Origin of the sequence: Paenarthrobacter sp. TYUT067 (genome assembly GCF_023656375.1) — a bacterium.
Taxonomy (GTDB): Bacteria; Actinomycetota; Actinomycetes; order Actinomycetales; family Micrococcaceae; genus Arthrobacter.
The window spans coordinates 117,766-142,477 of the sequence record NZ_JAMOIT010000003.1 but is presented as its reverse complement, the minus strand read 5'-3'; the positions used below and the strand labels follow the sequence as shown (position 1 = coordinate 142,477).

The 24,712-nt window shown below is 61.8% G+C and carries 22 protein-coding genes; 6 read left to right on the top strand and 16 right to left on the bottom strand.

The features are described from left to right. The first annotated feature begins 64 nt into the window (after nt 1–64). On the top strand, nt 65–1,267 hold the full coding sequence (locus tag MOD31_RS03615; RefSeq protein ID WP_250819870.1) for a cation:proton antiporter: 1,203 nt from the start codon (nt 65–67) through the stop codon (nt 1,265–1,267). 212 nt (nt 1,268–1,479) lie between these two features. Beyond that, nucleotides 1,480–1,683 carry a cold-shock protein gene (locus MOD31_RS03610; protein WP_014921815.1) on the top strand — a complete coding sequence of 68 codons (204 nt, stop codon included), beginning with the start codon at nt 1,480–1,482 and terminating at the stop codon, nt 1,681–1,683. A 68-nt stretch (nt 1,684–1,751) separates the two neighbouring features. Here the strand turns inward: MOD31_RS03610 and MOD31_RS03605 are convergent, their stop codons facing one another. The 7 genes from MOD31_RS03605 to MOD31_RS03575 form a co-directional block, all read right to left on the bottom strand. Next, on the bottom strand, nt 1,752–2,948 hold the full coding sequence (locus MOD31_RS03605; RefSeq protein ID WP_223942535.1) for an FAD/NAD(P)-binding oxidoreductase: 1,197 nt from the start codon (nt 2,946–2,948) through the stop codon (nt 1,752–1,754). A gap of 4 nt (nt 2,949–2,952) precedes the next feature. After that, nucleotides 2,953–3,159 (bottom strand): DUF2945 domain-containing protein, encoded by a 207-nt coding sequence (locus MOD31_RS03600; protein WP_043470236.1) that lies wholly within the window; start codon nt 3,157–3,159, stop codon nt 2,953–2,955. A 93-nt stretch (nt 3,160–3,252) separates the two neighbouring features. Then, nucleotides 3,253–4,734, bottom strand: coding sequence for an APC family permease (locus MOD31_RS03595; protein WP_142939318.1), 1,482 nt, complete (start codon nt 4,732–4,734; stop codon nt 3,253–3,255). Nucleotides 4,735–4,849: 115 nt separating this feature from the next. Further along, complete coding sequence (locus MOD31_RS03590; RefSeq protein WP_142939319.1) at nt 4,850–5,854, bottom strand: NAD(P)-dependent oxidoreductase; 1,005 nt, start codon at nt 5,852–5,854, stop codon at nt 4,850–4,852. After that, nucleotides 5,851–8,571 (bottom strand): alpha/beta fold hydrolase, encoded by a 2,721-nt coding sequence (locus MOD31_RS03585; RefSeq protein WP_250819869.1) that lies wholly within the window; start codon nt 8,569–8,571, stop codon nt 5,851–5,853. Before MOD31_RS03585 ends, MOD31_RS03590 begins: the two co-directional genes overlap by 4 nt. Then, on the bottom strand, nt 8,565–9,587 hold the full coding sequence (locus MOD31_RS03580) for a 3-oxoacyl-ACP synthase III (RefSeq protein WP_250819868.1): 1,023 nt from the start codon (nt 9,585–9,587) through the stop codon (nt 8,565–8,567). Before MOD31_RS03580 ends, MOD31_RS03585 begins: the two co-directional genes overlap by 7 nt. Nucleotides 9,588–9,735: 148 nt before the next feature. Then, a complete protein-coding gene (locus MOD31_RS03575) occupies nt 9,736–10,161 on the bottom strand; it encodes a ChaB family protein (protein WP_142939450.1) in 426 nt (141 codons plus the stop codon). A 191-nt stretch (nt 10,162–10,352) separates the two neighbouring features. Here MOD31_RS03575 and MOD31_RS03570 point away from each other — a divergent pair, with 191 nt between their 5' ends. After that, a complete protein-coding gene (locus MOD31_RS03570; RefSeq protein WP_250819867.1) occupies nt 10,353–11,093 on the top strand; it encodes a GntR family transcriptional regulator in 741 nt (246 codons plus the stop codon). 28 nt (nt 11,094–11,121) lie between these two features. Further along, nucleotides 11,122–12,015, top strand: a complete 894-nt coding sequence (gene iolB, locus MOD31_RS03565) for a 5-deoxy-glucuronate isomerase (protein ID WP_142939322.1) — start codon at nt 11,122–11,124, stop codon at nt 12,013–12,015. A 67-nt stretch (nt 12,016–12,082) separates the two neighbouring features. Here iolB and MOD31_RS03560 read toward each other — a convergent pair whose 3' ends face one another. The 7 genes from MOD31_RS03560 to MOD31_RS03530 form a co-directional block, all read right to left on the bottom strand. After that, nucleotides 12,083–13,117, bottom strand: coding sequence for a Gfo/Idh/MocA family oxidoreductase (locus MOD31_RS03560; protein ID WP_142939323.1), 1,035 nt, complete (start codon nt 13,115–13,117; stop codon nt 12,083–12,085). Continuing rightward, nucleotides 13,114–14,169 (bottom strand): Gfo/Idh/MocA family protein, encoded by a 1,056-nt coding sequence (locus MOD31_RS03555; protein ID WP_250819866.1) that lies wholly within the window; start codon nt 14,167–14,169, stop codon nt 13,114–13,116. Before MOD31_RS03555 ends, MOD31_RS03560 begins: the two co-directional genes overlap by 4 nt. Next, nucleotides 14,166–15,164, bottom strand: coding sequence for a Gfo/Idh/MocA family oxidoreductase (locus MOD31_RS03550; protein ID WP_142939325.1), 999 nt, complete (start codon nt 15,162–15,164; stop codon nt 14,166–14,168). Before MOD31_RS03550 ends, MOD31_RS03555 begins: the two co-directional genes overlap by 4 nt. A gap of 92 nt (nt 15,165–15,256) precedes the next feature. Further along, nucleotides 15,257–16,180: an ATP-binding cassette domain-containing protein gene (locus tag MOD31_RS03545; RefSeq protein ID WP_142939326.1), complete on the bottom strand. Its 924-nt coding sequence runs from the start codon at nt 16,178–16,180 to the stop codon at nt 15,257–15,259. A 10-nt stretch (nt 16,181–16,190) separates the two neighbouring features. Beyond that, complete coding sequence (locus MOD31_RS03540) at nt 16,191–17,240, bottom strand: ABC transporter permease (protein WP_142939327.1); 1,050 nt, start codon at nt 17,238–17,240, stop codon at nt 16,191–16,193. 52 nt (nt 17,241–17,292) lie between these two features. After that, nucleotides 17,293–18,288, bottom strand: a complete 996-nt coding sequence (locus MOD31_RS03535) for a substrate-binding domain-containing protein (RefSeq protein ID WP_250819865.1) — start codon at nt 18,286–18,288, stop codon at nt 17,293–17,295. Nucleotides 18,289–18,433: 145 nt separating this feature from the next. After that, nucleotides 18,434–19,447: a LacI family DNA-binding transcriptional regulator gene (locus MOD31_RS03530; protein ID WP_250819864.1), complete on the bottom strand. Its 1,014-nt coding sequence runs from the start codon at nt 19,445–19,447 to the stop codon at nt 18,434–18,436. Between the two features lie 150 nt (nt 19,448–19,597). Here MOD31_RS03530 and MOD31_RS03525 point away from each other — a divergent pair, with 150 nt between their 5' ends. After that, on the top strand, nt 19,598–20,776 hold the full coding sequence (locus MOD31_RS03525; protein ID WP_250819863.1) for a Gfo/Idh/MocA family protein: 1,179 nt from the start codon (nt 19,598–19,600) through the stop codon (nt 20,774–20,776). Beyond that, complete coding sequence (locus MOD31_RS03520; protein ID WP_250819862.1) at nt 20,773–21,792, top strand: sugar phosphate isomerase/epimerase; 1,020 nt, start codon at nt 20,773–20,775, stop codon at nt 21,790–21,792. The genes MOD31_RS03525 and MOD31_RS03520 overlap by 4 nt, the downstream gene beginning before the upstream one ends. Nucleotides 21,793–22,382: 590 nt before the next feature. Here MOD31_RS03520 and MOD31_RS03515 read toward each other — a convergent pair. Continuing rightward, nucleotides 22,383–23,888, bottom strand: a complete 1,506-nt coding sequence (locus MOD31_RS03515) for a sugar porter family MFS transporter (RefSeq protein WP_374206966.1) — start codon at nt 23,886–23,888, stop codon at nt 22,383–22,385. Then, entirely contained in the window at nt 23,833–24,705 is an 873-nt protein-coding gene (locus MOD31_RS03510; RefSeq protein ID WP_142939332.1) for a sugar phosphate isomerase/epimerase family protein, read from the bottom strand. Before MOD31_RS03510 ends, MOD31_RS03515 begins: the two co-directional genes overlap by 56 nt. Nucleotides 24,706–24,712: the final 7 nt, after the last annotated feature.

Genomic DNA, 24,712 nt, shown 5'->3' with positions numbered 1-24,712 from the left:
GTGGCGTGGCGGTAACTTTGGAGTACTTTTCCTTGAAGCAGCCGAGGTACCGGAGGCACTGCCGATGCAAGGCTTGTCCGCGTCACTGGTCCTCATCGCCGTGTTGGCTGTGGTGGCCCCCCTTGCTGCACGGCTCCTGGATCGTTGGGTCAAAGTGCCCATTGTGGTCTTTGAAATTGTTCTTGGCATCCTGTTCGGACCAAGCCTCCTGGGATGGGTCCAGTCCACTCCCTTCACGGACACGCTGGCTGATTTCGGGCTGGCCATGCTGTTCTTCGTTGCCGGCAACGAGATTGACTTCGCGGCAATCCGCGGCCGTCCCCTTTACCGTGCCTCTGCAGGGTGGGCCATCTCCTTGGCCGCAGGCATCGGGGCAGGTTTTGTCCTGGGGCCCTCACCGGAAGCCGCCGTGATCATTGGTGTTGCTTTGTGCTCCACCGCTTTGGGCGCTTTGCTGCCGATCCTCCGGGATGCCGGTGCCTCCAAGTCGCCGATCGGTGTCGCCGCTACCGCACTGGGCGCGGCCGGCGAGTTTGGGCCGCTCATAGCCATCTCCTTGTTCTTCAGCGGCAAGCAACTAGGTGTGGCATCAGGAGTGCTTCTGGGCTTTGTCCTGCTGACCGGCGTGGCAATCTACCTTGCCTCGCAGGCACGGCACACGCTGTTCCACGCCCAGGTCACTGCCACCCTGCACACCAGCAGTCAGTTTGCCATGCGGTCCATCCTGTTGATTCTTAGCTCGCTGGTGGTGCTCAGCATGGTCTTGGGACTCGATATGCTGCTGGGAGCCTTCGCCGCAGGGGTCCTCTGGAAGGTCACCATTGCACGCGCTCCTGTTGCAGGCCGGAAAGTCATCGAGACCAAGATCGACGCCGTCGCCTTTGGCTTCCTGGTGCCCATCTTCTTCATAGATACCGGCATCGACTTCGATTTGGGCGCACTGACCTCCAGCCCCCTGACGTTGGCCATGGTCCCGCTGTTCCTGGCGCTTCTGCTGCTCATCCGTGGCGTGCCGTCCTTGCTCGCCACGCCCCCGGGCTCCTCGCGGGCGGACAAACAGGCCCTTCTGCTGTTCGGAGCCACGGCTTTGCCCATCATCGTGGCAGTGACAACCATTGGCCGGGAGCACGGGTACATCACCAGCGGAATATCCTCGGCCCTCGTAGGGGCAGGGATGCTCTCGGTACTCCTGTTTCCGTTGCTGGCGCTTCGCCGGCTGCGCCGCACGGCGGCGCCGGAGGCAACGCTTCGCACGCCAAAAGCCTGATGCTTCGCGGCTGCTCTGAAGCAGCCCCTGCAAACGCAACAAGCGCACGACGGCGGTATCCCGCCGTCGTGCGCTCCTCTTACTTAGGTGTACGCGACTCCGCCAAAGGTGTTGCCCCCAGCGTAAGCGGCCCATAGGCTCGTAGCGTGAGTGGCAGGGACGGCAAACCGACCAGCGGGACCGACCGGCGACCGGGTGAAGGAAATTAAGGCATGGCAACAGGAACAGTTAAGTGGTTTAACGCTGAAAAGGGTTTCGGATTCATCGCCCCGGACGATGGAGGCCCTGACGTGTTTGCTCACTACTCAGCAATTACGTCGAGCGGATACCGTTCGCTGGAGGAAAACCAGAAGGTCCAATTCGACATCACGCAGGGTCCCAAGGGTCCGCAGGCGGAGAATATTCAGCCCGCCTAAGTTCAGTACATAAATGTCACACCAGGAGACCGGCGGGGCCTAGCGGCCTCGCCGGTCTCCTGGTGTTTTTACGCCCGGCCTTTGAGGATCAGGTGCCAGTAGACCTGCGGGAACATATCTCGGTCCACCCACCAGGAGAGCCGGCTTTCCTTCCACGTGGCTACCTTTGGAATGGTCGGCATGGGTTGGTAGTGGTGGTCAAACTCGGCAAAGACCACCGTGTTCCGCGAAACGGTGAACGGGCATACGGAGTAACCATTGTACTTTTGGCTCAGCGGTTCGCCCTTGCGGGCCGAAAGCAGGTTCTTCGCCAGGACCTTGGCCTGCTTGCGCAGCGCACCGCCGGCTTTCGAATTGGCGGTCCCTGCAGCGTCGCCCAGCGACCAGACATTCGGGTACCTGGGGTGCCGCAACGTCCGGGTGTCCACCTCCACGAAGCCGTGCTCGTCCCCTACCGCCGGCAAGTCAGTGGCTTTGAGCCAATCCGGCGCGGACTGGGGCGGGACGGCGTTGAGGACGTCATAGGAGAGGTCCTCTGACGTGTTGTCAGCGCTATTCCGAATGGTTGCCGTGCGGCTGGCAGGGTTTACCGCCACCAGCTCGCTGTTTGTCCGCAGTTCTATTCCGTACTCGGCAATCTTGCGGTCCAGCTCCCGGTCAACCTCGGGAATGCCGAACACTGTGGGATAGGGCTGGACCATGACAACCCGGATGTTGTCCAGGACGCCCTGTTCCTTCCAGTAGTCACAGGCCAGATACATCGGCTTCTGACTGGCCCCGGCACATTTAACCGGACCCGAAGGCATGGTAAAGATGACGGTGCCCGACCTCATGGAGCTCAACAGCGTCCAGAGCTTGGGTGCGAGCTCGAACTCGTAGTGAGAGGAGCCATAGGGTGAGTGCACTGCCTCGGCCAGCCCCGGAACGGCGTCCCAGTTGTACTGCAGCCCCGGGCAGAGAACAAGGTGCTCGTAGGTTACTTCGGAGCCGGAAGCCAGCGTCACCGAGTTGGCCTTCGCGTCCACATTCGCTGCCTTGTCCTTGATCCAGGCGACGCCCATTGGGGTTACGGATTCCTGGCTCCGGACGGCTTCCTTGACTTGCGCACGGCCACCGGCGATGTGGGAGAACAAGGGCTGGTATAAATGGTGTTCCTTGGGTTCGATGAGGGCGATGTCCTGGACGCCGTACCGCTTCAACCGGGCGGCCAGGGACACGCCTCCATTGCCGCCGCCGATGATGACGACCTCGTGCCGGCGCGCCATTCCGCTAGCTCTTCTCGGTCAAAGCGGAGCCCTTGTGCGCTGCCCTGGCTCCGGTCTTAGCTGACTCCACCACATACTGCGGCTCGTCTTCGCTGGCCACGTGCTTGTTGCCGTCCAGCACAAAGTCGCTGGTCTTCTTCTCCACGATCTTTCCGTGCGTCTTGCCCTGCGGGGTGTTCCACTCCACGCGTGTTCCCTTGCTCAGTGCCATGTCCGCTCCTAGTGTGGTCTCGGCCGGGGGTGACCCTGGTCAACGTCGACTTCTCCACAATAGTAAGCATGATGATCATCTATGTCTCAAGGTTCACTGCTGTTGTCCCTGGCCATCGGCGTCAACTGCTGCTCCACCTGGTCCTCTCCCCCCGGTGTTGGTCTTCCGGGTGATCAACCAGGTAATGAACCACAGCACCACGCCGATGGCCATCAGCCCGCCCGCCACTTGGTACTGGATGAGGTTCCTTCCCACCCACGGACCAGCGAGGAAGGCACACAAGAGTGCGGCCACCAAAGGCAGCTGACCGGGCGAGGTGAAGAAGACCTTCCGGTGCGGATCGCGCTTTCGGCGGAGAACAACACATGCCACATTAACCAGGGTGAACACGCACAGCAGCAGGAAGGCCGTGGTTCCGGAAAGATTCGCCACGATGTTGCTTGAGGGGTCGCTGCTGACGTACCAGATCAGCCCCAAGGCAAGGACGGTGGAGAACAGGATACCGGCCCATGGCGACCGGCGACCGGGCAATACCCGCCCCAAAGACCGCGGCAGAACGTGTTGGCGCGCCATGCCGTAAATCAGCCGGCTCGCCATCAACATGTTGATCAATGCTGTGTTCGCTACGGCGAAGACAGCGAGGAAGGGAAAGATCTTGTCGATGGGAAAATCAGGGGAACCTTTGTGCACCACTTCAAGGAGTGCCGCTCCTTCGGCTTCCCTGATCTCTCCGAGCTCGGCCGGGGTGAGCACACTGACCACAGACACAGCTACCAGCATGTAGAGGATCACCGCGATACCAAGACCTGTCAGCATGGTGCGGGGAAAAATCCGCTCCGGGTTCCTGGTCTCTTCAACCATGTTGACGGAGTCCTCGAAGCCGACCATGGCGAAAAAGGCAATGGACGTGGCGGCAGTGACAGCCAGGAACAGCCCCTTGTCCTGGTAGTCGGTGAACACGAAAATTTCCTGAACGTTGCCGGTTCCCTGTGCCATGACGAAGAAGCCAACCGCAATGACGATGCAAAGGGCGACTACCTCCACTGCCGTGAGAATGACGTTGAACTTCACGCTCTCCCCCACGCCACGCAGGTTGATCGCTGCCAGCAGCAGCATGAATCCCAAAGCCACCGCGGTGATCACGCCGCGGTCAGGAACCTCCATCCAGCCGTTGATTTGAAGGCCACCAAAGAAGTTCTGGGCAAGGACGTTGGCAGAGGTCGAGGCACTGGTGATGCCGGAGCAGACAACGGCGAACGCCACGAGGAAGGTCACGAAATGGATCCCGAAGGCCTTATGCGTGTAGAGCGCTGCGCCGGCGGCCTGGGGGTACTGCGTCACCAGCTCAAGATAGGAAAACGCGGTAAGAGTGGCCACCACAAAGGCCAGCAGGAACGGCAACCAAACGATCCCACCCACTGTCCCTGCCATTGTGCCGGTGACCGCATAGACCCCGGCCCCCAGAATGTCGCCCACAATAAAGAGGAGGAGCAGTTTGGGTCCAAGCACGCGTTTAAGCTCCGGCTCCTCACCTGCTGGCGTTGCTTCCAAGGCGTCGTCTGACGTGGTGCTCATGGTCCACCCCCGGCCCGTACACGGTCCCTCGAACCGTGTCAGTGATCTGATTTATCTCACTGTGATCCCGAGGCCCGGGTTTGGCAACACCGTCCGGTGAAAAGCCGGAACAGCCCTAGCGAAGTTGCCCTGAGTCCCCGGTCACCGAAGTACGCGAACCGTAATACTCAGTCAGCCTGGCCAGTCCTTCATCAACGGATACATCAGGTGTCCAGTTGAGGAGTTCACGGGTTAAGCGTTGGTCAAACCAGTGGGCGGTGGAGAGCTGCTCGGCCAGGAACCGGGTCATGGGCGGCTCCTCTTTGCGTCCGGCCCAGGTCCACACCCTTTCCACTACTGCCCCGGCAGCCCGTGCCAGCCCACCAGGCACAGACCACGACGGCGGGGCCACGCCGCCAGCTGCACAAATGCCTGACAACAGCTCCCCGATGGGCCGGGGCTCGCCATTACTCACCACCACAGCCTTGCCATGAACGTGCTCCATGCGGTGCAGCGCTGCGACGATGGCCGATGCCGCATTGTCCACGTATGTTGTGTCGATCAGGGCAGCGCCGGAGTCCAACAACGGTAAGCGGCCGTGGCTGGCGCGAGCCAGGACGCGCTCAACCAACTGGGTGTCGCCGGGGCCCCACACAATATGGGGCCGCACTCCTGCTACCCGCAAGTGGGATCCATCCGCTGCGAGGGCCAGTAATTCAGCCTCAGCCTTGGTGCGGGCATAATCTCCGCGTGCATGCCGCGGGTCAGCCTTCTCCGCACCCGCTCCCATAATGGCTGCTCCGGAATGGGCCACAGATGGCGACGAGACGTAGACAACGTCCCGCACACCGGCCGCCTTGGCATGGTGGAGCAAGCTGCGGGTTCCTTCAACATTTACTGCTTGGAACTGAGCGGGGCGCCCGGTGATGGAAACTTTGGCAGCAAGGTGTATGAGTCCCTCCGCACCGTCCACTGCCCGGCGGAGGGCAGCGTCGTCGTTGATGGATCCGCGGAAATCTTCCACGCCATCCACCCCTGACGAGCGGCGCTGAAACGAAGCCACATCATGGCCTTGATGCACCAACTGCCGGGCCACCTCGCCGCCGAGGAGTCCGCTGGCACCAGTGACGAGGACCCTCACGGCTTCCCCGTGCGGCCGCCGGCCAGCACCTGCGAAGCCCAACGTGCCAGACGCGTCCTGTCGATCTTGGCGTTATGCCTGATATCTGTGGGCTGCGCAGGGACTACGAGCACAGCGCTGACATCAACGCCGGCCTCGGCAGCTGCTCGACGGACGCTCCCTGCGAGTTGCGGCTCAGCCGGGCCGGCTTTGGGAACCGCAGGCACGGTCTCCACCACGGCCACCACAGCCTGTGTGCCTCTCGGACCGACTCCGGCGATGGCGGCCATTCGCACGGCGTCCAGGCGTTCGATGGATTGTTCGGCACCAACTGGAGTCACCGCACCCCCGGGCGCCGTCACCACATGGGCAAGGCGCCCCTCCACCCACAGTCGGCCTGCGGCGTCGAAGTGACCTACATCGCCCGTGGCATGCCACCCGGTCAGGCTGGTGCTCTTCCGTTGCGTCATCCAGAGCCTGTCATAGGCTTCTTTGACGTGCGGCGCGCTGACCAGGATCTCTCCGGTCACCCCGGCCTCAGTGCCACGGTGCTCTCCCGACGCGGTCCCATCGGCCGCCAGCGGAACGATCGCCAACCGGGCTCCGTGGACGGGCACGCCCACACAGACTCCGTTGCCGGCGCCCGGGACGGTCCCGGCGGCAGCATCAGCGCTTGCCGCCTGAATCTCTTCAAAGCTGATGTCAGTGACCGGCAACGCCTCAGTCATCCCATAAGGGGTATGGAGGGAAGCTCCGGGCATCAACACTTGTACCTCCGCAAGGAGGGACTCAGGGACGGGCGCGCCGGCGGATAGAAGCATCTTCACGTTACCAAGAGCCAACGCCTGGGAGCCACTGAGGTTATCCCGGGTGGCAACCACGTTACGCAAAGCCGCCGGGGACGCGAAGACCACGGTGGCGTCAATGGCAGCAACGGCAACCGCCAGTGCCCGGGCTGTCAAAGTCCGGGGGGCTGTAACGTCCATGGCGGGGGTCACCGAGACGGCTCCGAGCGCCGGCCCCAGCAACGCAAAGGGGGCGAAACCAGCCACCAGCCGTGCACCGGCACCGATCCCGAAAGTAGCGGCAACCGTGTCCCGCATCGCGGCAAGCTGCCGGTGCGTGTAGAGGACGCCTTTGGCTGGTCCGGTGGAACCGGAGGTGAAGAGCACGGCAGATGGCGCATCCGGGTCCACGGCTACCACGTGGTGGCCTTCCACACGCTTCGCACCGCTGGTTGCGCGGCTTAGTGCCCCGGTCTTTGCCAGGGCATCCAGCGACGTCTCGACACCCAGGATTCGACGACGGACCCGCGGGAGGTCCCGAATGCTGATGCGGCGTCCCGGCCACCCAAGCACCGAAGCGGCCGCCAGTGCCTTATCGATGCCGATCAGGAAGTCTGCGGTGGCGCCCTTCACGGCGCGACTCATGCCCTTGGTACCGAGTCCGGCGTCGGCGACGACCACCACCGCCCCCAATCTCAGGCAGGAGTAGAGGGCAACTGTGAGGTCGGTTCCGGGCGGAACCATCAAGCTCACGCGGCTCCCTTGACCCACGCCGGCTTCCCTCAGGCCCTCCACCATGTCCAGAATGCGCTGGTCCAGCTGACGCCAGCTCAGTGTTCGGCTCATGCTTCCATCGGGTGCCATTTCAACGACGGCGACGTCGTCCTTCGATGGTCCAGCGGCCAGTTCGCCGAGCGAGTCCCAGAGGGGTCGGAATGTTGTGGCCCCTCCTTCGGCCGGATCCCTGGGCGGGAGGCCGCGGGTAGCAGAGGGCACCACGTGAGAGCTATCGCCGCTTATGGAGCCACTGTGCGCAGCAAGCCAGTCAAACACCGGCGTGGCGATGTCCCTGTCTTCCGCCACGAGATGTCCGGCACCTTCGAAGCGATGCACATCCGTGTGCGGAAGGCGGCTGATGAGGTCTTTGAGGTACCGGTCGGAGAAGATCGGATCCTTCGGGCCCCAGAGCATCAGGGCCGGCACGTTCAGCCCGCGCAAGCCTTCCGCCACGCGTGTGAGCGCGGGGAAGCTGGGATGGGAGGCGTTTGCGGGAATGTCCGCGACGAAATTCCCCACTCCGGCCCGCCGGCCGGCTCCGCGGTAAGGCGCCATAAATGCCCTGCCCACATCGGAGGGAAGCGGCGGATTGGCCAGTGAATGCGTCACACGCAGGAAGGCGTCGGAGGTCATAGTGCCCCACCGGTGCACGGCAGGGTGCAGGGCCAGCCGAAGAGCCGATGGGATGGGAGTATCGGAAGGATGGTGGACAGCGGTGTTGGTCAGTACCATTCCTGCAAGGAGCTGCGGGTGTTCCAGCGCCCAGCCCGCGCTGATCACTCCACCCCAGTCATGGCCCACCGTAACCACTGGCCCTTCCAGGCCCAGTGCATCCGTGAGGTCACCGAGATCGTTGATCCGGTCCGCCAAGCGCCGGAAGGTGCCGGTGCGTTCTGAGTAGCCCATGTCAAGTTGGTCTACGGCAATTACGCGCCATGGATGGGCCGGGCTTGCTCCCGCACTGACCAGTGTCCGCCACAGATACGACCAAGTGGGGTTGCCGTGTACGCACAGCAAGGTTCCGATCGGTGTCAGTTCACTGCGCGTGAGCTGGTCGCCGTTATCGAGCACATGCCAGCGGCGAATTGCGCCCGGATCGTCCACCTCCGATGTGGACCTTACCCGGATTGTCCGGGACCATTGCGGGTCTACGCCGGGCCACTTGGCGGCTACCAAACGATTTCCACCATTCCTGCGTTCAGTCCGGAACCCACACCCATGCACAGGACCCGGTCGCCGGTCGTCAGAGACTGCGCCTGGGCCGCGAGTGTCATGGGAAGCGATGCAGGACCCACGTTGCCCCAATGCGGGAAGGTGATGGGAACCTTGTCCGCGTCCAGGTCTATGGCGTTGATGATTGCCTGGGTATAGGCGTTGCTGACTTGATGGGTGACGTAGCGGTCCATGCTTGCCCAATCCCACTCGGGCTGCGCCTCATGCCAGGCATCCACCACAAGCTGCAGGCCGCCGTCGAGCAGTCCCTTGGTGTCCGTGGACATGCCATCGATGCCTCCAACGCACAGTTCGTGGTGTTCCGTTCCTGCACGCATGACTCCTCCCACAAGCCGGTGCGCGCCCGGGTGCTCATCGGCAGGGCCCAGCACCGCAGCGGCAGCACCCGATCCCAGCGTCAACGTGGCAAACTCGCGGTTGAAGTCTTCCCGAGTGGTTTCAGGACGCTGGAGCCGGGCCAAGGTGGCTTCCTGAGTACCCTGCGCGTCTTCTCCATTGACGATGGCGGCGTACTTGATCTGCCCCGAATCAATCATGTTGGCCGCCAGTATCAAGCCATTCACGAAACCGAGGCAGGCGTTGGCCAGGTCAAAATTCATGGCCGACGACGGCAAGCCAAGCTCGTGGTGGATCTTGACCGCCACAGAGGGTTCGAGGTTGCGCCTCGTCACTGACGTGTTGATCAGCAAGCCGATTTCCGAAGCTTCAACGCCGGCCTCAGCCAGTGCCTTGGCGCCCGCTTCCACTGCAGCATCATCAAACGACGTTCCGGCGGCCCACCAACGGCGGTGGGTGATACCCGCAACCCGCTCAAGCAATCGCGGTGGAAACTTCAGCCTCTGCAGGGTCGAAGCCAATCTCCGGTCGAAATCCGTAGAGCTCACTATCCTCGGAGCCTCTACACTGCTCACCGAGAGCAGCGCGGTGTTGCTGTGCCGGAAGGTCGCATTCCCTGCCAAGTTAAGCCCCTGTTCGTTTCTGTCCTGCCTTCATGCGGTGACTGTACCCATAAAGTGCAACCCCAAGACGTTAACTATGCCGGTGACAACCCGTTCCTGCATATTTGGGCCACCTCGGACCACCTCAAGACCCGGCGTGATGATGGGGCTAGCCTTCCCGGGCCTTCCTGGTTGCGGCGTCGTTGGCCTTCTGCAGCGCTTCCACCAACTCCTTTTTGTTCATGGTTGACCGACCCTTGATGTCCATTTCCTTCGCCCGCCTGTAGAGGTGCTCCTTGGAGGCGTTGGCATCCACTCCGCCGGCCGTGGGCTTGGTGGAGTCCACCCCTTCCTCCGCATGGTTGTCGGAAGGTCCGCGCTCCTCTTTGGGCTCCCAGTGGTCGCCCACTTTCTCGTAACTGTGCTTCAGAGCCGCGAAAGCAGTCCGGGCCGCCCGGCCGGAATCGTTGTCATAGCTTTCCATTGCCGAATCGTAGGTCTTGGCAAAAGTGTCCTGGGCTTTCTGTTCCGAGCGCTGCAGGGTGGATGGCACTTCGTCTTTGCGGGCGTGGTCGTTTTTTCCGGTCTTGGGCATGGTCTCCAACTCCCTGCACTCGTAGATGTCTTCGGTTGATTCAAGTCTGATGTGAAGCGCGGCCATTTGACCACCGAAAGTTGGCTGCTACCATCAAGAGAGAAAGTATGTCCTATCAAGCGAACAAATGGCTACAATCCTCTGCCACCCGCTTTGGGGCAAGGGGCGGAGCCTGAAAACCGGGGTATCCAGTGGTGACTAAACTTGGTCTCAACATCGACCGCTCCTCTCCCGTGCCCCTCTATCACCAGGTAGTACAGGGTATCGAGGCCGCCATCCACAGCGGGGTCTTGGAGCCTGGCAGCCGCCTTGAGAACGAGATCGACCTCGCGGCCCAGCTCAACCTTTCCAGGCCCACCATGCGCAAGGCCATGGACGAACTGGTTCGTTCCGGCCTGCTGGTCCGCAAACGCGGCGTCGGAACACAAGTGGTATCCAGTCAGGTTCGCCGCCCCCTGGAACTCTCCAGCCTCTTTGACGATCTGACCAACAACGGCAAGAAGCCCACCACCACCGTGCTGAGCTTTTCCCATGAAGAAGCCGACGCCGCCACCCTCGCGGCGCTTGAGCTGCCTGCCGGTTCCAAGGTGTACCACTTCACCCGACTGCGCAAAGTAGGTGGCAAACCACTGGCCTTGATGGAGAACTGGGTGCGCGATGACATCGCCACCATGGACGAAGCCGTGCTGGGAGCAGAGGGCCTGTACTCGATCCTGCGCAGAGGTGGCGTCAACTTCCGCCTAGCGACTCAACGCATCGGTGCCATGATCGCCAATGATTACCAAGCACCTCTCCTGGAGACCGACGTAAATTCCGCTTTGGTCACCATGGAGCGCACCGCGGTGGACGATACCGGCCGCCATGTGGAAACCGGCCACCACGTTTACCGCGCCGATTCCTACAGTTTCGAAATGACACTCGTACAGCGCTAGTACACCTCATACAAAGGATTCAGCTTCCATGACCAATTGGGTTTACCCCTTGGGTTCTGCCGCGCACGGCGTGTGGGACATCTCGCTCGGCACTTCCGATTCCGCCATTGCTGTAGACGGCTGGGCACATACCGGCCTCAAGGTCGCCACCATCGCGTCAGGCGCCGCCGTCGACCTCCCTGGGGTTGCTGAGGAGCGCATTGTGGTGCCGCTCAACGGCGCCTTCACCGTTACTGTCGACGGCGTCGACCACGCCCTTGGAGGCAGGTCCTCCGTGTTCCACGGACCCAGCGACGTCCTGTACTCAGGCACCGGAAAGTCCGTCACCATCAGCTCGTCCGACGGCGGCCGCGTCGCCATCGCAACGGCCCCTGCCGATGTCTCGTACCCCACCCGACTGGTGACCGCTGCTGAGACACCCGTGGAATTGAGGGGCGCCGGCAACTGTTCGCGCCAAGTGCACAACTTCGGCACACCGGCTGCACTGGAGGCGGACCGCTTTATTGTGTGCGAGGTCATTACCCCCGCTGGTAACTGGTCCTCCTATCCCCCTCACAAGCACGATGAGGAAAAGGACGGCGAGACCCACCTCGAAGAGATCTACTACTTCGAAACGCAGGTGGCCGCAGGTTCCGGCGCACCGACCGACGCCGACGCGATCGGATACCAGCGGGTGTACGCCTCCGACGAGCGGCCCATTGACGTTTCAGCTGAAGTACGTACCGGTGACGTTGTTCTGGTCCCCTACGGCTGGCATGGTCCCGCGATGGCAGCACCGGGCTATGACATGTACTACCTCAACGTCATGGCAGGCCCGGGTCCCGTCCGTGAATGGCTGATCAGCGACGACCCCCATCATGGTTGGGTGCGGCAGAGCTGGGAAGGCCAGGACATCGACCCCCGGTTACCCTTCGGCGCCTAGCTATCGTCATAGGAAGGCCCTCCCCGCGTCCACCGGATGCGGGGAGGGCCTTTTTTGGTCAGTGATGTTAGCTGGACACTTTGAGGGCGACTTTCACGGGAACACCTGTTGCCAGTGATTCCTGGGCGGCGTCTGCCACACGGGAGGCTGCCACCGCGTCCTCCGGGGTGCACGGGTTCTCACGCTCACCCATCACCAGCTCCACAAATGCGACCATCTCGGAACGGTACGCCTGGTCAAAGCGCTCTGCGAACGTCTGGTGCGGATCCCCGTCGGGGAAAGCGACCGCGGCCTCAGCCGAAGCCACAGCGGACTTCTCGTCCAAGCCCACCATGACCGTCCTGCGTGAGCCTTGAATCTCCAACCGCACATCATGGCCGGCCCCGTTGTAGCGGCTGGCAGAAACCGTTCCCACCGTGCCGTCGTCGAACGTAATGAGCGCCAAAGCCGTGTCCACGTCGCCTACTTCCCCAATGGCTGGATCACCGTTGTTGGATCCCTTGGCATAGACCTCCACGATTTCGCGGCCCGTCAGCCAGCGAAGAATGTCGAAGTCATGGACGGAACAGTCCCGGAACAACCCACCGGACGTTGCCAGGAAATCGACCGGTGGCGGCGTCATATCGCACGTGACGGCGCGCAGCGAGTGGATCCAACCCAATTCGCCGGCCTGGTACGCGCGTTTGGCTTCCAGATAGCCGGAGTCGAAGCGTCGTTGATGGCCGATTTGCACCACGCCGTTGTTGTCCCTGATGTAATCCAGCACAGGCAGTGCGTCCGAAACGTTCATGGCCACAGGCTTTTCGCAGAAGACCGGGATTCCTGCGTCCACTCCGGCACGGATCAGCTCCGGGTGGGTCGCCGTACCCGTGGCAATGACCAGGCCGTCCACACCGGAGCCCAACAGTTCGGCCACGGAGGGGAAGAACTCAGCGCCTAATCCGACTGCGACTGAGCGGGCATGGTCCGTGGCAACGTCCGTGAGCTTCAGGCGGACATTGACGCCCCTGTCCCGGAGCGTTTCATTGAGAGCGACCATGTTGTTGGCATGCATGACGCCGATGCGTCCCACACCAACGAGACCAAGAATGACATCTTTCATATTTTTCCTTCAAAGGTAGGAGTTTCCGGAGTCGTGAACACCACGCCCAGTTGGCGGCGAATCTCATCGGCCACGTCCAGGGTGCGGATGGAGGCCGCCAGCGTCCGTTGGCTGATCTGCGTGCTGCCCGCCACAACTGCCCGGGCCACCGCTGCGGCCTCAAAGTGAAGGCCCTCGAAGTGTCCGCCGGCTGGTTCTTCGTGACGCAGGCGGGTCCCGTCAGGAAACCTGACCTCGAACGGGCCGGGCATGTTGAACGGGCCCTCGATCGCCAGGGTGGCCTTGGAGCCAACAATCGTGGCTGTGGTGGGCGTGAAGTTGTGCAGGTGAGTGTTCACCACAGCCTGCCCGCCGCCGTCGAACGTCATGACGGCCGATAGTTGGGCGTTGACCCCGGACTCATGTGCCTGACCAATGGCATGGAGCCGGTGCGGACTTCCCAGCACCTCCGTGATCAGGGCCAGGGGGTACGTGCCCAGATCAAGAAGAGGACCACCAGCCAGTTCCGCATCAAAAATGCGGTGCGAGCGATCAAAATGCTCGCCATACTCGGCAACCACGGTGGTGATGGTGCCCAGCGTTCCGGCATCAAGTATCTGCCGGATCACATCGAATTTTGGAAGGAAGAACGTCCACATGGCCTCGGCGGCGAAGACGCCGGCAGCCTCGGCCCGCGCAGCGATATCACGCGCCTGGCCGGCGTCGAGTCCGATCGGCTTTTCAACCAGGACGTGCTTGCCGGCCTCGATGGCCATGACGGCGGCCGCGTGATGGCCGGTATGGGGCGTACACACATAGACGATGTCCACGTCCGGGGCTGCGGCGAGTTCCTGGTAGCTTCCGTAGGCGGCGGGGACGCTAAAGGCCTCCGCGAAGGCCTTGGACCGGTTCAGGGATCGGGATCCGACGGCGGCTATCACCTGCCCGGTATGCGCTTGGATGGATTCGGTGAACCGTTCGGCAATCCATCCCGGGCCCATGATGCCCCATCGCAGGCCGGGAGCATCACGGGATTCGGGCACGCGTGAGTGCGGAAGCGTGGGTTGGGTCACGAGTAACTGACTTTGGTCGACGACCCGTCGCTGTGCAGCGACTGGATCATGGCTTGGGCAACCAGGGCAGCGTTGAGTCCGTCCTGTGCACCGGCGAGGGGCGGCGCTTCTCCGCCTGCAAGTGCTGAGACCCACGCTTGCAGCTGGATCCGGTACGCGTCGGCGAAGCGGGGTCGCCAGTCCGCAGGGATGGAGGCCTGCCGGACTCCATCTTGTTCGATGCCCAGCAAGGACGATTCCTGAAGTGACGTGGTGCCTAGCTCGGAAACCACCTCACAGCGGGTGGTGTACCCGTACTGCGCATTCAGGTAGAGCTCCAGCGTTGTTAGGGTCCCGTCAGCTGTTCGGAGGATCATGAATGACGGGTCTTGCAGTCCGGCTTCGGCACGTCGCGTGCTTTTTCCGGCCTGCCACGAGACTTCCGTGACCGGAGAATCCAGGAGCCAGGGAACGATGTCCAGCTCGTGAATGGCCGAGTTGGTGATGGCCGATTCTGCGGTTGTTCCGGGCCCCGCCGCGGCATTGCGGCTGACGCAGTGAACCATGAGGGGCTCGCCCTGCGCCCGGCCTTGCACGGCGCGCCGAAGTGCCACATAGCCCGGGTCGAAGCGCCGCATGAAGCCGAGGGAAAGCAACGAAGCGCCGGTCGCGGCCACGATGTCGGCATCGGCCGCCACCACTTCGAGGCTTTCAAGAAGCGTGGGCGCCAACGGCTTCTCGCAGAGTACCGGGGTCATTGCTTCGAAGCATTCCAAGATAAGGCCCGCGTGTGTCGAGTCGTGCGAGGCGACGACTACCGCGTCAACGTCGCTGGAGTTGATCAATTCCGTCGGGTCCGTGGTGATGCGTGCCAACGGTGGCGCAGCAGCCGCTGCCCGGCCGGCGTCGAGATCTGCCACGAAGGTGACTTCGGCACCCCCAATACTGGTGGAAAGATTCCTGATGTGGTCTGCGCCCATGATTCCGGCGCCAATAACACCCACCCTGATCGGCATGGTGTTCCCTTCTATTGACGATGTGAATGGGCCGTGTGCACAGCTGGCGGGGTCCTTCGAAGAGATCTCCGGAGGACCCCGCCAGTGCACTTTTACGCGTGCTTCGGGCTTCCGGCGTTCACGCTGTCAACGTCCGCTACTTCGGCCTTGACCTCTTTTACGACGTCGCCATGGCCTCCCAGCTGTTCCAGCTCATGGGCGAGTTCAGCAAGCTCAGCGCCACCAGCCATCTGGGCCGTGAGTTCGTCCAGGGTGATGTCCTTCTTGTCGTAGTACCCAATGGACTTGCCGCGCTTGAGCAGAAGGAACCGATCCCCCACCGGGAAAGCATGGTGCGGGTTGTGGGTGATGAAGATGACGCCGAGGCCGCGGTCGCGGGCCTGGAGGATGTAGCGCAGGACCACACCCGACTGCTTCACGCCCAGGGCCGCCGTGGGTTCGTCCAGAATGAGGACCTTGGCGCCGAAGTACACGGCGCGGGCAATCGCGACGCACTGGCGTTCACCTCCGGAGAGCTGTCCGATGGGTTGCTCAACATCACGAAGGTCGATGCCCATCTCCGCCAGTTCCTTGAGCGTGATGGCCTTCATCTGTTCGACGTCCATGTACTTGAACGGGCCGAAGCCTTTGGTGATCTCGGATCCGAGGAAGAAGTTCCGCCAAATAGGCATGAGCGGCACCACTGCAAGGTCCTGGTACACGGTGGCGATGCCGGCGTCCAGGGCATCGCGGGGGGAACCGAACTTTCGTTCCTCACCCATGATGTTCAAGACGCCGTCGTCGTGCTGGTGGAGACCGGCAATGATTTTGATCAGCGTGGACTTGCCCGCGCCGTTATCGCCCAGCACACAGGTAACGCGGCCGTTGTCCACGGCCATGGTGACCTCACTCAGCGCGATGATGTTGCCGTAGTGCTTGCCCACTCCTTCCAAGGAAAGAAGATGGACGGGTGTGTGGGTGAGGGGATCACGCTCATTCTGGAGCAGCGTTTCCTGGTCGATCGCTTTGGCATTCATTTCCGGCCCCTTACTTGAGTTCCGCGCGGCGCTTGACGATGAGGTTGACGATGGTGGCGAGCAGCAGCATCAGCCCCAGGAAGAACTTGAACCAGTCCGGGTTCCACTGCGCGTACACAATGCCCTTGTTGGCCATGCCGAAGATGAACGCGCCGATCGCGCCGCCCACTGCTGAACCGTAACCACCCGTCAAAAGGCAACCACCGATCACAGCAGCGATGATGTAGAGGAATTCGTTGCCCACGCCCTCGCCCGACTGCACAGTGTCGAAAGCGAAAAGGTTGTGCATGCCCAGGATCCAACCGCAGAAGCCCACACCCATGAACAGCCCGATCTTTGTGGCTTTGACCGGGACTCCCACAGCCCGGGCCGCATTCGCGTCGCCTCCTACTGCGAAGATCCAGTTACCCACACGCGTCCGCATGAGCACCCACGTGGCGACGGCCACGAGGGCAATCCAGATGAAGACGGTGATCTTGACGTCGATGCCTGCAATGTTCACCGAGGATGCGAAGACACCGCGAGCGGTGTCGAAGCCGTCCATGTTGGAGATGGAAGGTGAGGAGACAGACCCGCCGATCAACCGGGTCAACCCCAGGTTCAAACCGGTCAGCATCAGGAAGGTGGCCAAGGTGACGATGAAACTGGGCAGCTTGGTCTTCATCAAAATCCATCCGTTGATGAATCCAATGGCCAAGGACACCAACAAAGCCAGGATGACTCCCACCCAGACGTTTGTGCTGAAGTACCAGCTGAACATTGAGGCCGTCAGCGCCGATGAAATCACGGCAACGCCGGTGGAAAGATCAAATTCTCCACCGATCATCAGCAGTGACACACCCACCGCCATGATCCCGATGGTGGAGCTTCCGTACAGCACAGTGGCCAAAGCGTTGGGTTGGGTAAACGTGGGCGAAACCACTGCGAAGAAGATGAAAAGGACGATCGCGCCCACCAGGGCGCCCACCTCGGGCCGGCCAAGGAGCTTCTGCAAAGGACTGCGCTGGGCCACCCGTTCATCTATTGCAGCTTTGGTGAATTTATTCTGGGTAATAGTCATGATGTTCCTCCTTGCTGCCGGGCTGGACTCGACCAGCCCGGCCAGCGGGCTGTTAGCGGATACCCTGTTCAGCGAACGTCAGGACTTCGGCGGCATTGGACTGGTCAACGATTGCCGGACCAGTGAGCACGGACTGTCCGCCGCCCACCTTGAATCCGCCACGCTTGTTCTGCCACAGCGCATCCACTGCTCCGTAACCCTGGAGCCACGGCTGCTGGTCCACGGTAAACAGGACGCTGCCGTCAGCTACCTTCTGAGCCAGTTCTTTGTTGAGGTCGAAGCTGGCGACCTTGGCCGAACTGCCGGCGGTGGTCACGGACTTCAGGAGGGTCAAGGTGATGGGAGCGCCCAGGCCGATGATCACATCAGCATCCTTGGAGGCCTGCAACTTGGCCGTGGCGGTGGACTCTACTGACGTCATGTCCGCCCCGTTGACGTACAGGATTTCCGTACCGGGTACCTTTGCCTTTACACCGGCGCAACGGGCCTCAAGACCCACGTGTCCTTGGGCTTGGATCACGCAAACCGGGTGCTTGTAGCCACCTTCTGCGAGCCTTGTGCCCACGGCCTCACCCGCTAGCTTTTCATTCGACCCAAAGTGCGTGAAAGCTCCGAGTTGGGCTGACGCTGCTTCGCCGGCATTGAAGCTGACGATCGGTATGCCGGCCTCCGACGCCTTCTTCAGTGCGTCTTTCAGCGCATCCGGCGTAGCCAGTGTCACGGCAATGCCATCCACTTTCTGATCCACGGCCTGCTCGATCAATTGCGCCTGCCGGCCCGCCTCCGGATCAGAGGTGTACAGCAGCTCTACGTTGTCCTTCGCTGCTGCTTCTTCGGCACCCTTGCGTACGGTGTCCCAGAAAGTGTCACCTGCGGGGGCGTGGGCGATCAACGCAATCTTCATCCGTTCGGTGGAGGCCACGTGGCCTCCGCCGCCTCCGGAGCCTGCCTCCGGCTCCCTGCCGCCAGTGCTTGAACAGGCGCTCAGAGCCACCAGGGGCACGACCGCCGCAACAAGCGCCGCTTTACGCCACGAAAAAACAGTCACCATAATCTCCTTTGATTCCCAAGTGCGGGCTGCCACTTTGCAGCCTCGGATGCACCGCCTACCTCGATCATGGTGACCTGCCTCACGAATGTCAAGAGTTTGTCCTGACATTAGTATGTTTGTACGTAATAGTTCTCGCCGAAGCTCAGGATCGGGGCGCCGCAGTAGTACGCCGAACCACCAGCGCGGGCTCGATCAGCTTGCGCTGCGTTCCCACGGCGGAGCCTTGAATGCGCGCCAACAGCCACTTTGCGACATCCATCCCCACCGCGTCGCTGCGGTTGTCCACGGACGTCAGCTCGAGATACCGGGATTTCGCCAGCGCTGAATTGTCATACCCAATGACCGATATATCCGACGGCGCCGCGAAGCCGCGCGCCTTGACCGCACCGAACGCGCCAAGCGCCATAGTGTCGTTGGCAGCGAAAATCGCAGTGGTGTCCGGATAATGCTCAAGGAGCCAGCAGGCGGACGCGTAACCGTCTTCTTCCGTGGTACCTCCGCCCTCCCCCACAATCAATGGTTCGACGCCCGATTGCCGGGCTCGCTCCTGGAAGCCGGCCCTGCGGTGGGCTGCGGCACCGCCGGAACCGGAGAGGTGGCCGATTCTTCTGTGTCCGAGGTCCAAGAGGTGGCCTGCTGCCATCGCGCCGCCACCGGCGTCGTCGTTGGTTATCAGATAAGCGTCATCGGGCACCCCGTTCCGCCACCCCGCCACCACAGTGGGAACTTCCGTGCCGCTGAGCACCGTGGCCCCTGGTTCGGCTGCGATCACGAGTCCGTCCACATGCATGGCTAGCAACCCTTCCGCGGCCTCCTTGATGCGGTTCTCCCCGGGGCGGGAATCGGCGAGCATGACCTGGTAGCCATGTTCTGCCAGCACCGACTCCAGCCCCCGCAGCAGATCAACGAACCATAGGTTTCGGTAGTCGTCAATGACGAGCCCGATGCTTTTGGTCCGACTGCTCGCGAGCGTGGTGGCCGCACGACTGGGGCGGTATCCCAGCTCGGTGATCGCGGCTTTTACAGCCTCACGGCGCTTGTCACTGACCTTCCCGGGGTTCTGAAGAACCAGCGAAACGAGCGACGGCGAGACGCCGGCCAGCTTGGCGACATCGTAAATTGTTGGGCGCCGGCGATGCGGCTTATTCGTGCTCATGGCATCACCGTCCGAGAGCAGCAGCCACCTTGGCATGAATGATTGACAGGACATATAGACATGGCTACGCTCGAATTCAGCATACAAAATTGTAGCGCTACAAAATGCCGTCGAGTGTCCCCGCCGCGGCAGTATTTCAAAGGAGAAATCATGGCTGAAAGCCTTGGCGTCGCTGTCATCGGCGCAGGTATGGCCGGAAAGGCCCATGCAGCGGCCTACCGGACAGCATCTACCCTCTACAGCCCGGTGCTCCCTCAGATCCGGCTGGTCTCCATTGGTGACGTGAACGCCGAATTCGGCTCGCTGGCAGCCCGCCGCTTCGGTTACGAGCGGAATGACACCTCATGGCAGGCCATCGCAGAAGCCGATGATATTGATGTTGTGAGCGTGGTCATCGCAAACTCACTGCACCGCGAAGTGGTGGAGGGGCTTCTGGCCGCCGGCAAGCACGTGTTGTGCGAGAAGCCGTTGAGCGATTCGCTGGAAGACGCCCACGCCATGGCCGAAGCAGCACGCAACGCCAGCTCCATCGCACGCATCGGCTTCACCTTCCGCCGCACCCCGGGCATTGCCTACATCCGTGAACTCATCCAGAACGGCACTCTCGGAAATGTCCTGCACTTCAGCGGCCGTTACTGGACCGACTACGGCTTCAGCCCCGAGGCTCCCATGAGCTGGCGCTACAAAGGCGGCCCCGGCTCCGGTGCCCTGGCCGACGTCGGAAGCCATCTGACCTATGTCTCCGAATTCCTCTGCGGTGACATAAGGTCAATCAGCGGTGGGCGGCTCACCACAGCGATCAGCAAGCGACCACTGCCGCTCAGCGCCGTCATGGGTCACGACCATGTGGCTGTCAGCGACACTTTCGAAGCCGTCGAGAACGACGACTACGCTGCATTCAACGCGGAATTCGCAAACGGTGCCGGCAGCTTCGAGGTCTCACGCGTAGCGGCGGGACATGCCAACAGCCTCCAGTTCGAGGTCTTCTGCGAAAAGGGTGCGGCCAAATTCGACCAGCGCCGCCCCTCGGAAATCCAGCTGTTCCTCAACGATGGCTCAGGCAACGAGAACGGTTACCGTCAGGTCATCCTCGGCCCGGGACACCCGTACATTGCCGGGGGCCTTGCCATGGACGCTCCCGAAGTCGGCTTCGGCCAGAACGACGCCTTCGGCTATCAAGCCCGGGCGTTCCTCGAGGAAGTTGCAGGCCTCAGCGAAAGTGCTTCACTGCCGCGCTGCGCCACCTTCGACGAGGGCGTACGCAATATGGAACTGCTCGGGGCCGTCACTGAGTCAGCCCTCAACAACGGGAAGAGAATCACGCTATGAAACTCGGCGTCTACAACGCGATCCTGCACGACCGCCCGCTCCCCGATGCCCTGAAGGTCATTGCTGATCTTGGATTGACCGGTATCGAGATTAATACCGGTGGTTTCCTCCCCGCCGTCCACGTACCCACCATGGACCAGATTCTGGAAAGCGACGCCGCCCGCGACGACTATCTGGCGATTTTCGAAGGCACCGGCGTTTCCATCGCCGGGCTGAACTGCAATGGCAATCCCCTGCACCCGAAACGTGAAATCGGCCAGAAGCATGCCGAAGACATCCGGCGCTCCATCCGGCTGGCACATCGACTGGGACAGAAGCGGGTAGTCACTATGTCAGGGCTGCCCGGGGGTGAACCAGGGGCCACCACTGTCAACTGGGTGGTCAACGCCTGGAACTCAGCGGCACTGGACGTCCTTGATTACCAGTGGGGCATTGCCGCGGATTTCTGGAGGGAAACTGACCGGCTCGCTGCCGATCACGGCGTCAAGGTGGCGTTGGAGCTGCACCCGCAGAACATCGTGTTCAATACCGCTGATGTCCACAAGCTCATTGAGCTCACCGGCGCCACGCATGTTGGGGTGGAACTGGATGCTTCTCACTTGTTCTGGCAGCAGATGGATCCGGTTGCCGTGGTCCGGGAGCTCGGTCCCCTGGTATTTCAGGCGGCCGCCAAGGATGTTCGTGTGAATACAGAGAACGCGGCTCTCTACGGGGTGCTGGACAACAGCTTCCGCCGGCTCTCGCCGGATGAGAATCGGACAAACCTTGGCGGGGACGAGTGGGCCAACGAATGGCCCAAGAACTCCGCGTGGGACTTTGTGGCCCTCGGCCGCGGCCACGACACTGCCTTCTGGACGGAGTTCCTGCGGGCTTTGCATGAGGTGGACCCGGACATGCTGGTCAACATCGAGCACGAGGACGTTTCCTTGGGCCGCATTGAAGGGCTGCAGGTGGCAGCCCAGGTCCTGCTGGATGCCGATGCGGCACTCGCAGCATCATTGAACCCAACGGCCTGAGGCCAAATGGCCCGGAACCTTTGTAACTAAACACCGGGCCCGGATGGGGACAGCGCTCAGGCGCCGTCCCCATCTTTTTGTACTCCGACTCTTTTTGCACTCCGACTTTCCGCAGGCTGCCTACATACGGCAGCCTGAGCCTGCTCCTTGCCGCCGGTGTGGATGCCGTCACCATCACCTACGTTGCTTCGGGTTCCGACGTTCAAGCTGATGCTCTGATCCAGGGGCGCAGGCCGGCAACGGAGCCCGGAACGTGGGGCATCGACGCCCGGGAGAATTGGGGAACGCTCCCCCGCAGGGGCGGGCGTGAGCTTGTCCCGTCCGAGAGCTTGTCCCGTCCGAATAAGGAAACTACACCGGCTTCTACACAGAGTTCGCCAAGGCTGTCCGTGACGAAGGCCCCGAACCAGTGCCGGCAACAGAAGGGATCCAAACCCTTGACGTCCTGGACGCGGCCCGACGCAGCGCGCTGGAAAAAGGTTGTGGTTGCGCTCTCAAGAGTCCCTGTTCCATGGCGCAGAAAACGCCCGAAGCCTGCCGGCGTCGGGCGTTTTCTGCGTGGTTATGGGCAGGAAAACAGTTCTGCTGAGTCAGCCGGTTACTCCAGCCTTCTCTTTGAAAAGGTGCTCCAGTTCCTCAAGTGATTTGCCTTTGGTCTCCGGCACCGTGCGCTTGACCCACACTATGGCGCACAACTGCAGCGCAACGAAGATGAAGAATGTTGCCGAGACCCCCATGAGCGAGACCAACTGCGGGAAGAAAAAGCCGATCAGGAAGTTGATCATCCACAACACAAAAACGCAGATACCCATGCCAATGCCCCTGACGTGCATGGGGAAGATCTCGGACATGGTCAGCCACGTCACCGTTCCAATACATCCCTGCATGGAAGCAAGGAACGTCACCATGAACAGCAACACCAGGTAGCCACGCAGCGTACTTTCCGGCAGGGCAAGGGAAATGAGCGCAATGGCCGTCAGTGATGACGCCGTCCCAATCAAACCGACAATGAGCATGGGTTTCCGGCGCACCCGCGTCATCAAGTACATGCCGACGATGACGGCTGCCACAGACGTCATGCCGTTGAGGACGTTGGCAATCAGGGCCCCTTGGTCCCCGAAACCGGAGGAGGACAAAATAGTGGTCCCGTAATACATGATGGCGTTAACGCCGCTGATCTGGTTGATGATGGCCATGCCAAGACCGACTACAAAGATCCTGCGTATCCACGGCACCGTGAGGTCCTTGAACGTCCCGAGCTTGGACTGATAGTCCTCCCTGGCCGCCTGGCGCACTTCGTCGAATTCGGCCCCCACGTCCCCTGCACTCCGCGTGGAGCGGAGCACTTCAAGGACTTCGCCGAACCGACCGGCTGATGCGAGCCAGCGTGGGCTTTCCGGCAGGACGAGCATGCCGAACCACAGGATCACGGCAGGAAGCGTGGCGATCACCAGCATCCAGCGCCACACGTGCATCTCTTCCGGGAAGAGATTTCCCAGTACCGCGTTGAAGGTAAAGGCCAGAAACTGGCCGGTCACGATCATCAGCTCGTTCTGGGTGACGATCCTGCCCCGCTGGGCGGCCGGGGACATCTCGGCCAGATATACAGGAACAATCACCGAGGCACCGCCAACGGCGAGACCCAGGACTGTGCGGGCAAGGACCAGGAGCTCCGTGCTGGGCGCCAGGGAACAACCCACGGTGGCAAAGGCGAAGATCAAGGCCAGGCCCATGATCGTCTTGCGCCGTCCGAAACGGTCAGATAACCGTCCCGCACTGATGGCACCGAATGCTGCGCCGAAAAGCAGGGTGGAGGTGACCAGTCCTTCGGTCAACGGTGTCAGTCCAAGGTCTTTCTGCATGAAGGGAAGGGCGCCGTTGATCACGCCGGTGTCGTAGCCGAAAAGCAGCCCGCCGAAGGTCGAGAACAAGGCCACTTTGCGGAGGAATTTCTTGGGGTTCTCCGGCTTGCTGGTCTTCCCGGATACTGCTGGAAGAGTTTCAAGCCGGCTGGTAGAAGTCCTGATTCTCCCTACCGCCTTACTTTGTGCGGGCGACGTAGTCGACCATCGTCTTGAGCTGGTAGCGGGAAACATCCTCCGCGTTCTCATCCTCGGCGAATACCGAAGAGACCATTACGGTGTTCTCCTTGTCCAGGAAGCCGATCTCCTTCAAACCGCCAAAGAACTCGTCCCAGTTCACGTCGCCGTCGCCGATTTTCAGGTGCTGGTGGACGCGGACGGCGTTGCCGGGAGGGTTGGTGATGTAGCGAAGGCCGTGGGAGGCGTGGTGGTTCATGGTGTCCGAAACATGCACCAGACGGAGCTTGTCCCCCGCGGCCCGCATGATCTCCAACGGCTTGTTGCCCATGTGGAAGCTGTGCGAAGCGACGTAGACCATGCCGATGTTCGGCGAGTTGACGCCCCTGATGACGCGGATCGCGGCCAGGCCGTCCTCCACGAAGTCGTCCGGGTGCGGATCAATCAGGACGTCCAGACCCTCGCGTTCGATGATCGGGAGCAGCTCCTCCATGGAGCGGTAGAACGCCCGCTCGGACTCCTCGGCCTTCTCCGGACGGCCGCTGAACTCCGTGTTCATCGTCTGGACGCCGAGGTCTACTGCAATCTGGATGGCGCGCTTCCAGTAACGGACTGCAGCTTCCCGGGCGTCCTCGTCCGGACCCGACCAGCGCAGGACGGGTAGGACCGAGGCTATTTCGACGCCGGCGTCCTTACAGGCTGCCTTAAGTTTCCCGACGAGTTCGTCATCGGCCTTGGGGTGGTTGAAGAACGGGATGAGGTCCGCATGGGGGGTCATCTGCAGGTACTTGTAGCCAAGATCTGCCGCCACCCTCGGGAATTCCAGGAGTGTGTGGCTGTGATGGAATGGCGTGGGATCCAGTGCAATTTTCATGGTGGCT

Excerpts from the sequence above, each read along its gene's own strand:
- MOD31_RS03615 (WP_250819870.1), top strand. The coding sequence starts at position 65 with ATGCAAGGCTTGTCCGCGTCACTGGTCCTCATCGCCGTGTTGGCTGTG.
- MOD31_RS03610 (WP_014921815.1), top strand. The coding sequence starts at position 1,480 with ATGGCAACAGGAACAGTTAAGTGGTTTAACGCTGAAAAGGGTTTCGGA.
- MOD31_RS03605 (WP_223942535.1), bottom strand. The coding sequence starts at position 2,948 with ATGGCGCGCCGGCACGAGGTCGTCATCATCGGCGGCGGCAATGGAGGC.
- MOD31_RS03600 (WP_043470236.1), bottom strand. The coding sequence starts at position 3,159 with ATGGCACTGAGCAAGGGAACACGCGTGGAGTGGAACACCCCGCAGGGC.
- MOD31_RS03595 (WP_142939318.1), bottom strand. The coding sequence starts at position 4,734 with ATGAGCACCACGTCAGACGACGCCTTGGAAGCAACGCCAGCAGGTGAG.
- MOD31_RS03575 (WP_142939450.1), bottom strand. The coding sequence starts at position 10,161 with ATGCCCAAGACCGGAAAAAACGACCACGCCCGCAAAGACGAAGTGCCA.
- iolB (WP_142939322.1), top strand. The coding sequence starts at position 11,122 with ATGACCAATTGGGTTTACCCCTTGGGTTCTGCCGCGCACGGCGTGTGG.
- MOD31_RS03560 (WP_142939323.1), bottom strand. The coding sequence starts at position 13,117 with ATGAAAGATGTCATTCTTGGTCTCGTTGGTGTGGGACGCATCGGCGTC.
- MOD31_RS03550 (WP_142939325.1), bottom strand. The coding sequence starts at position 15,164 with ATGCCGATCAGGGTGGGTGTTATTGGCGCCGGAATCATGGGCGCAGAC.
- MOD31_RS03545 (WP_142939326.1), bottom strand. The coding sequence starts at position 16,180 with ATGAATGCCAAAGCGATCGACCAGGAAACGCTGCTCCAGAATGAGCGT.
- MOD31_RS03540 (WP_142939327.1), bottom strand. The coding sequence starts at position 17,240 with ATGACTATTACCCAGAATAAATTCACCAAAGCTGCAATAGATGAACGG.
- MOD31_RS03530 (WP_250819864.1), bottom strand. The coding sequence starts at position 19,447 with ATGAGCACGAATAAGCCGCATCGCCGGCGCCCAACAATTTACGATGTC.
- MOD31_RS03525 (WP_250819863.1), top strand. The coding sequence starts at position 19,598 with ATGGCTGAAAGCCTTGGCGTCGCTGTCATCGGCGCAGGTATGGCCGGA.
- MOD31_RS03520 (WP_250819862.1), top strand. The coding sequence starts at position 20,773 with ATGAAACTCGGCGTCTACAACGCGATCCTGCACGACCGCCCGCTCCCC.
- MOD31_RS03515 (WP_374206966.1), bottom strand. The coding sequence starts at position 23,888 with ATGTTTCCCGCTACCAGCTCAAGACGATGGTCGACTACGTCGCCCGCA.
- MOD31_RS03510 (WP_142939332.1), bottom strand. The coding sequence starts at position 24,705 with ATGAAAATTGCACTGGATCCCACGCCATTCCATCACAGCCACACACTC.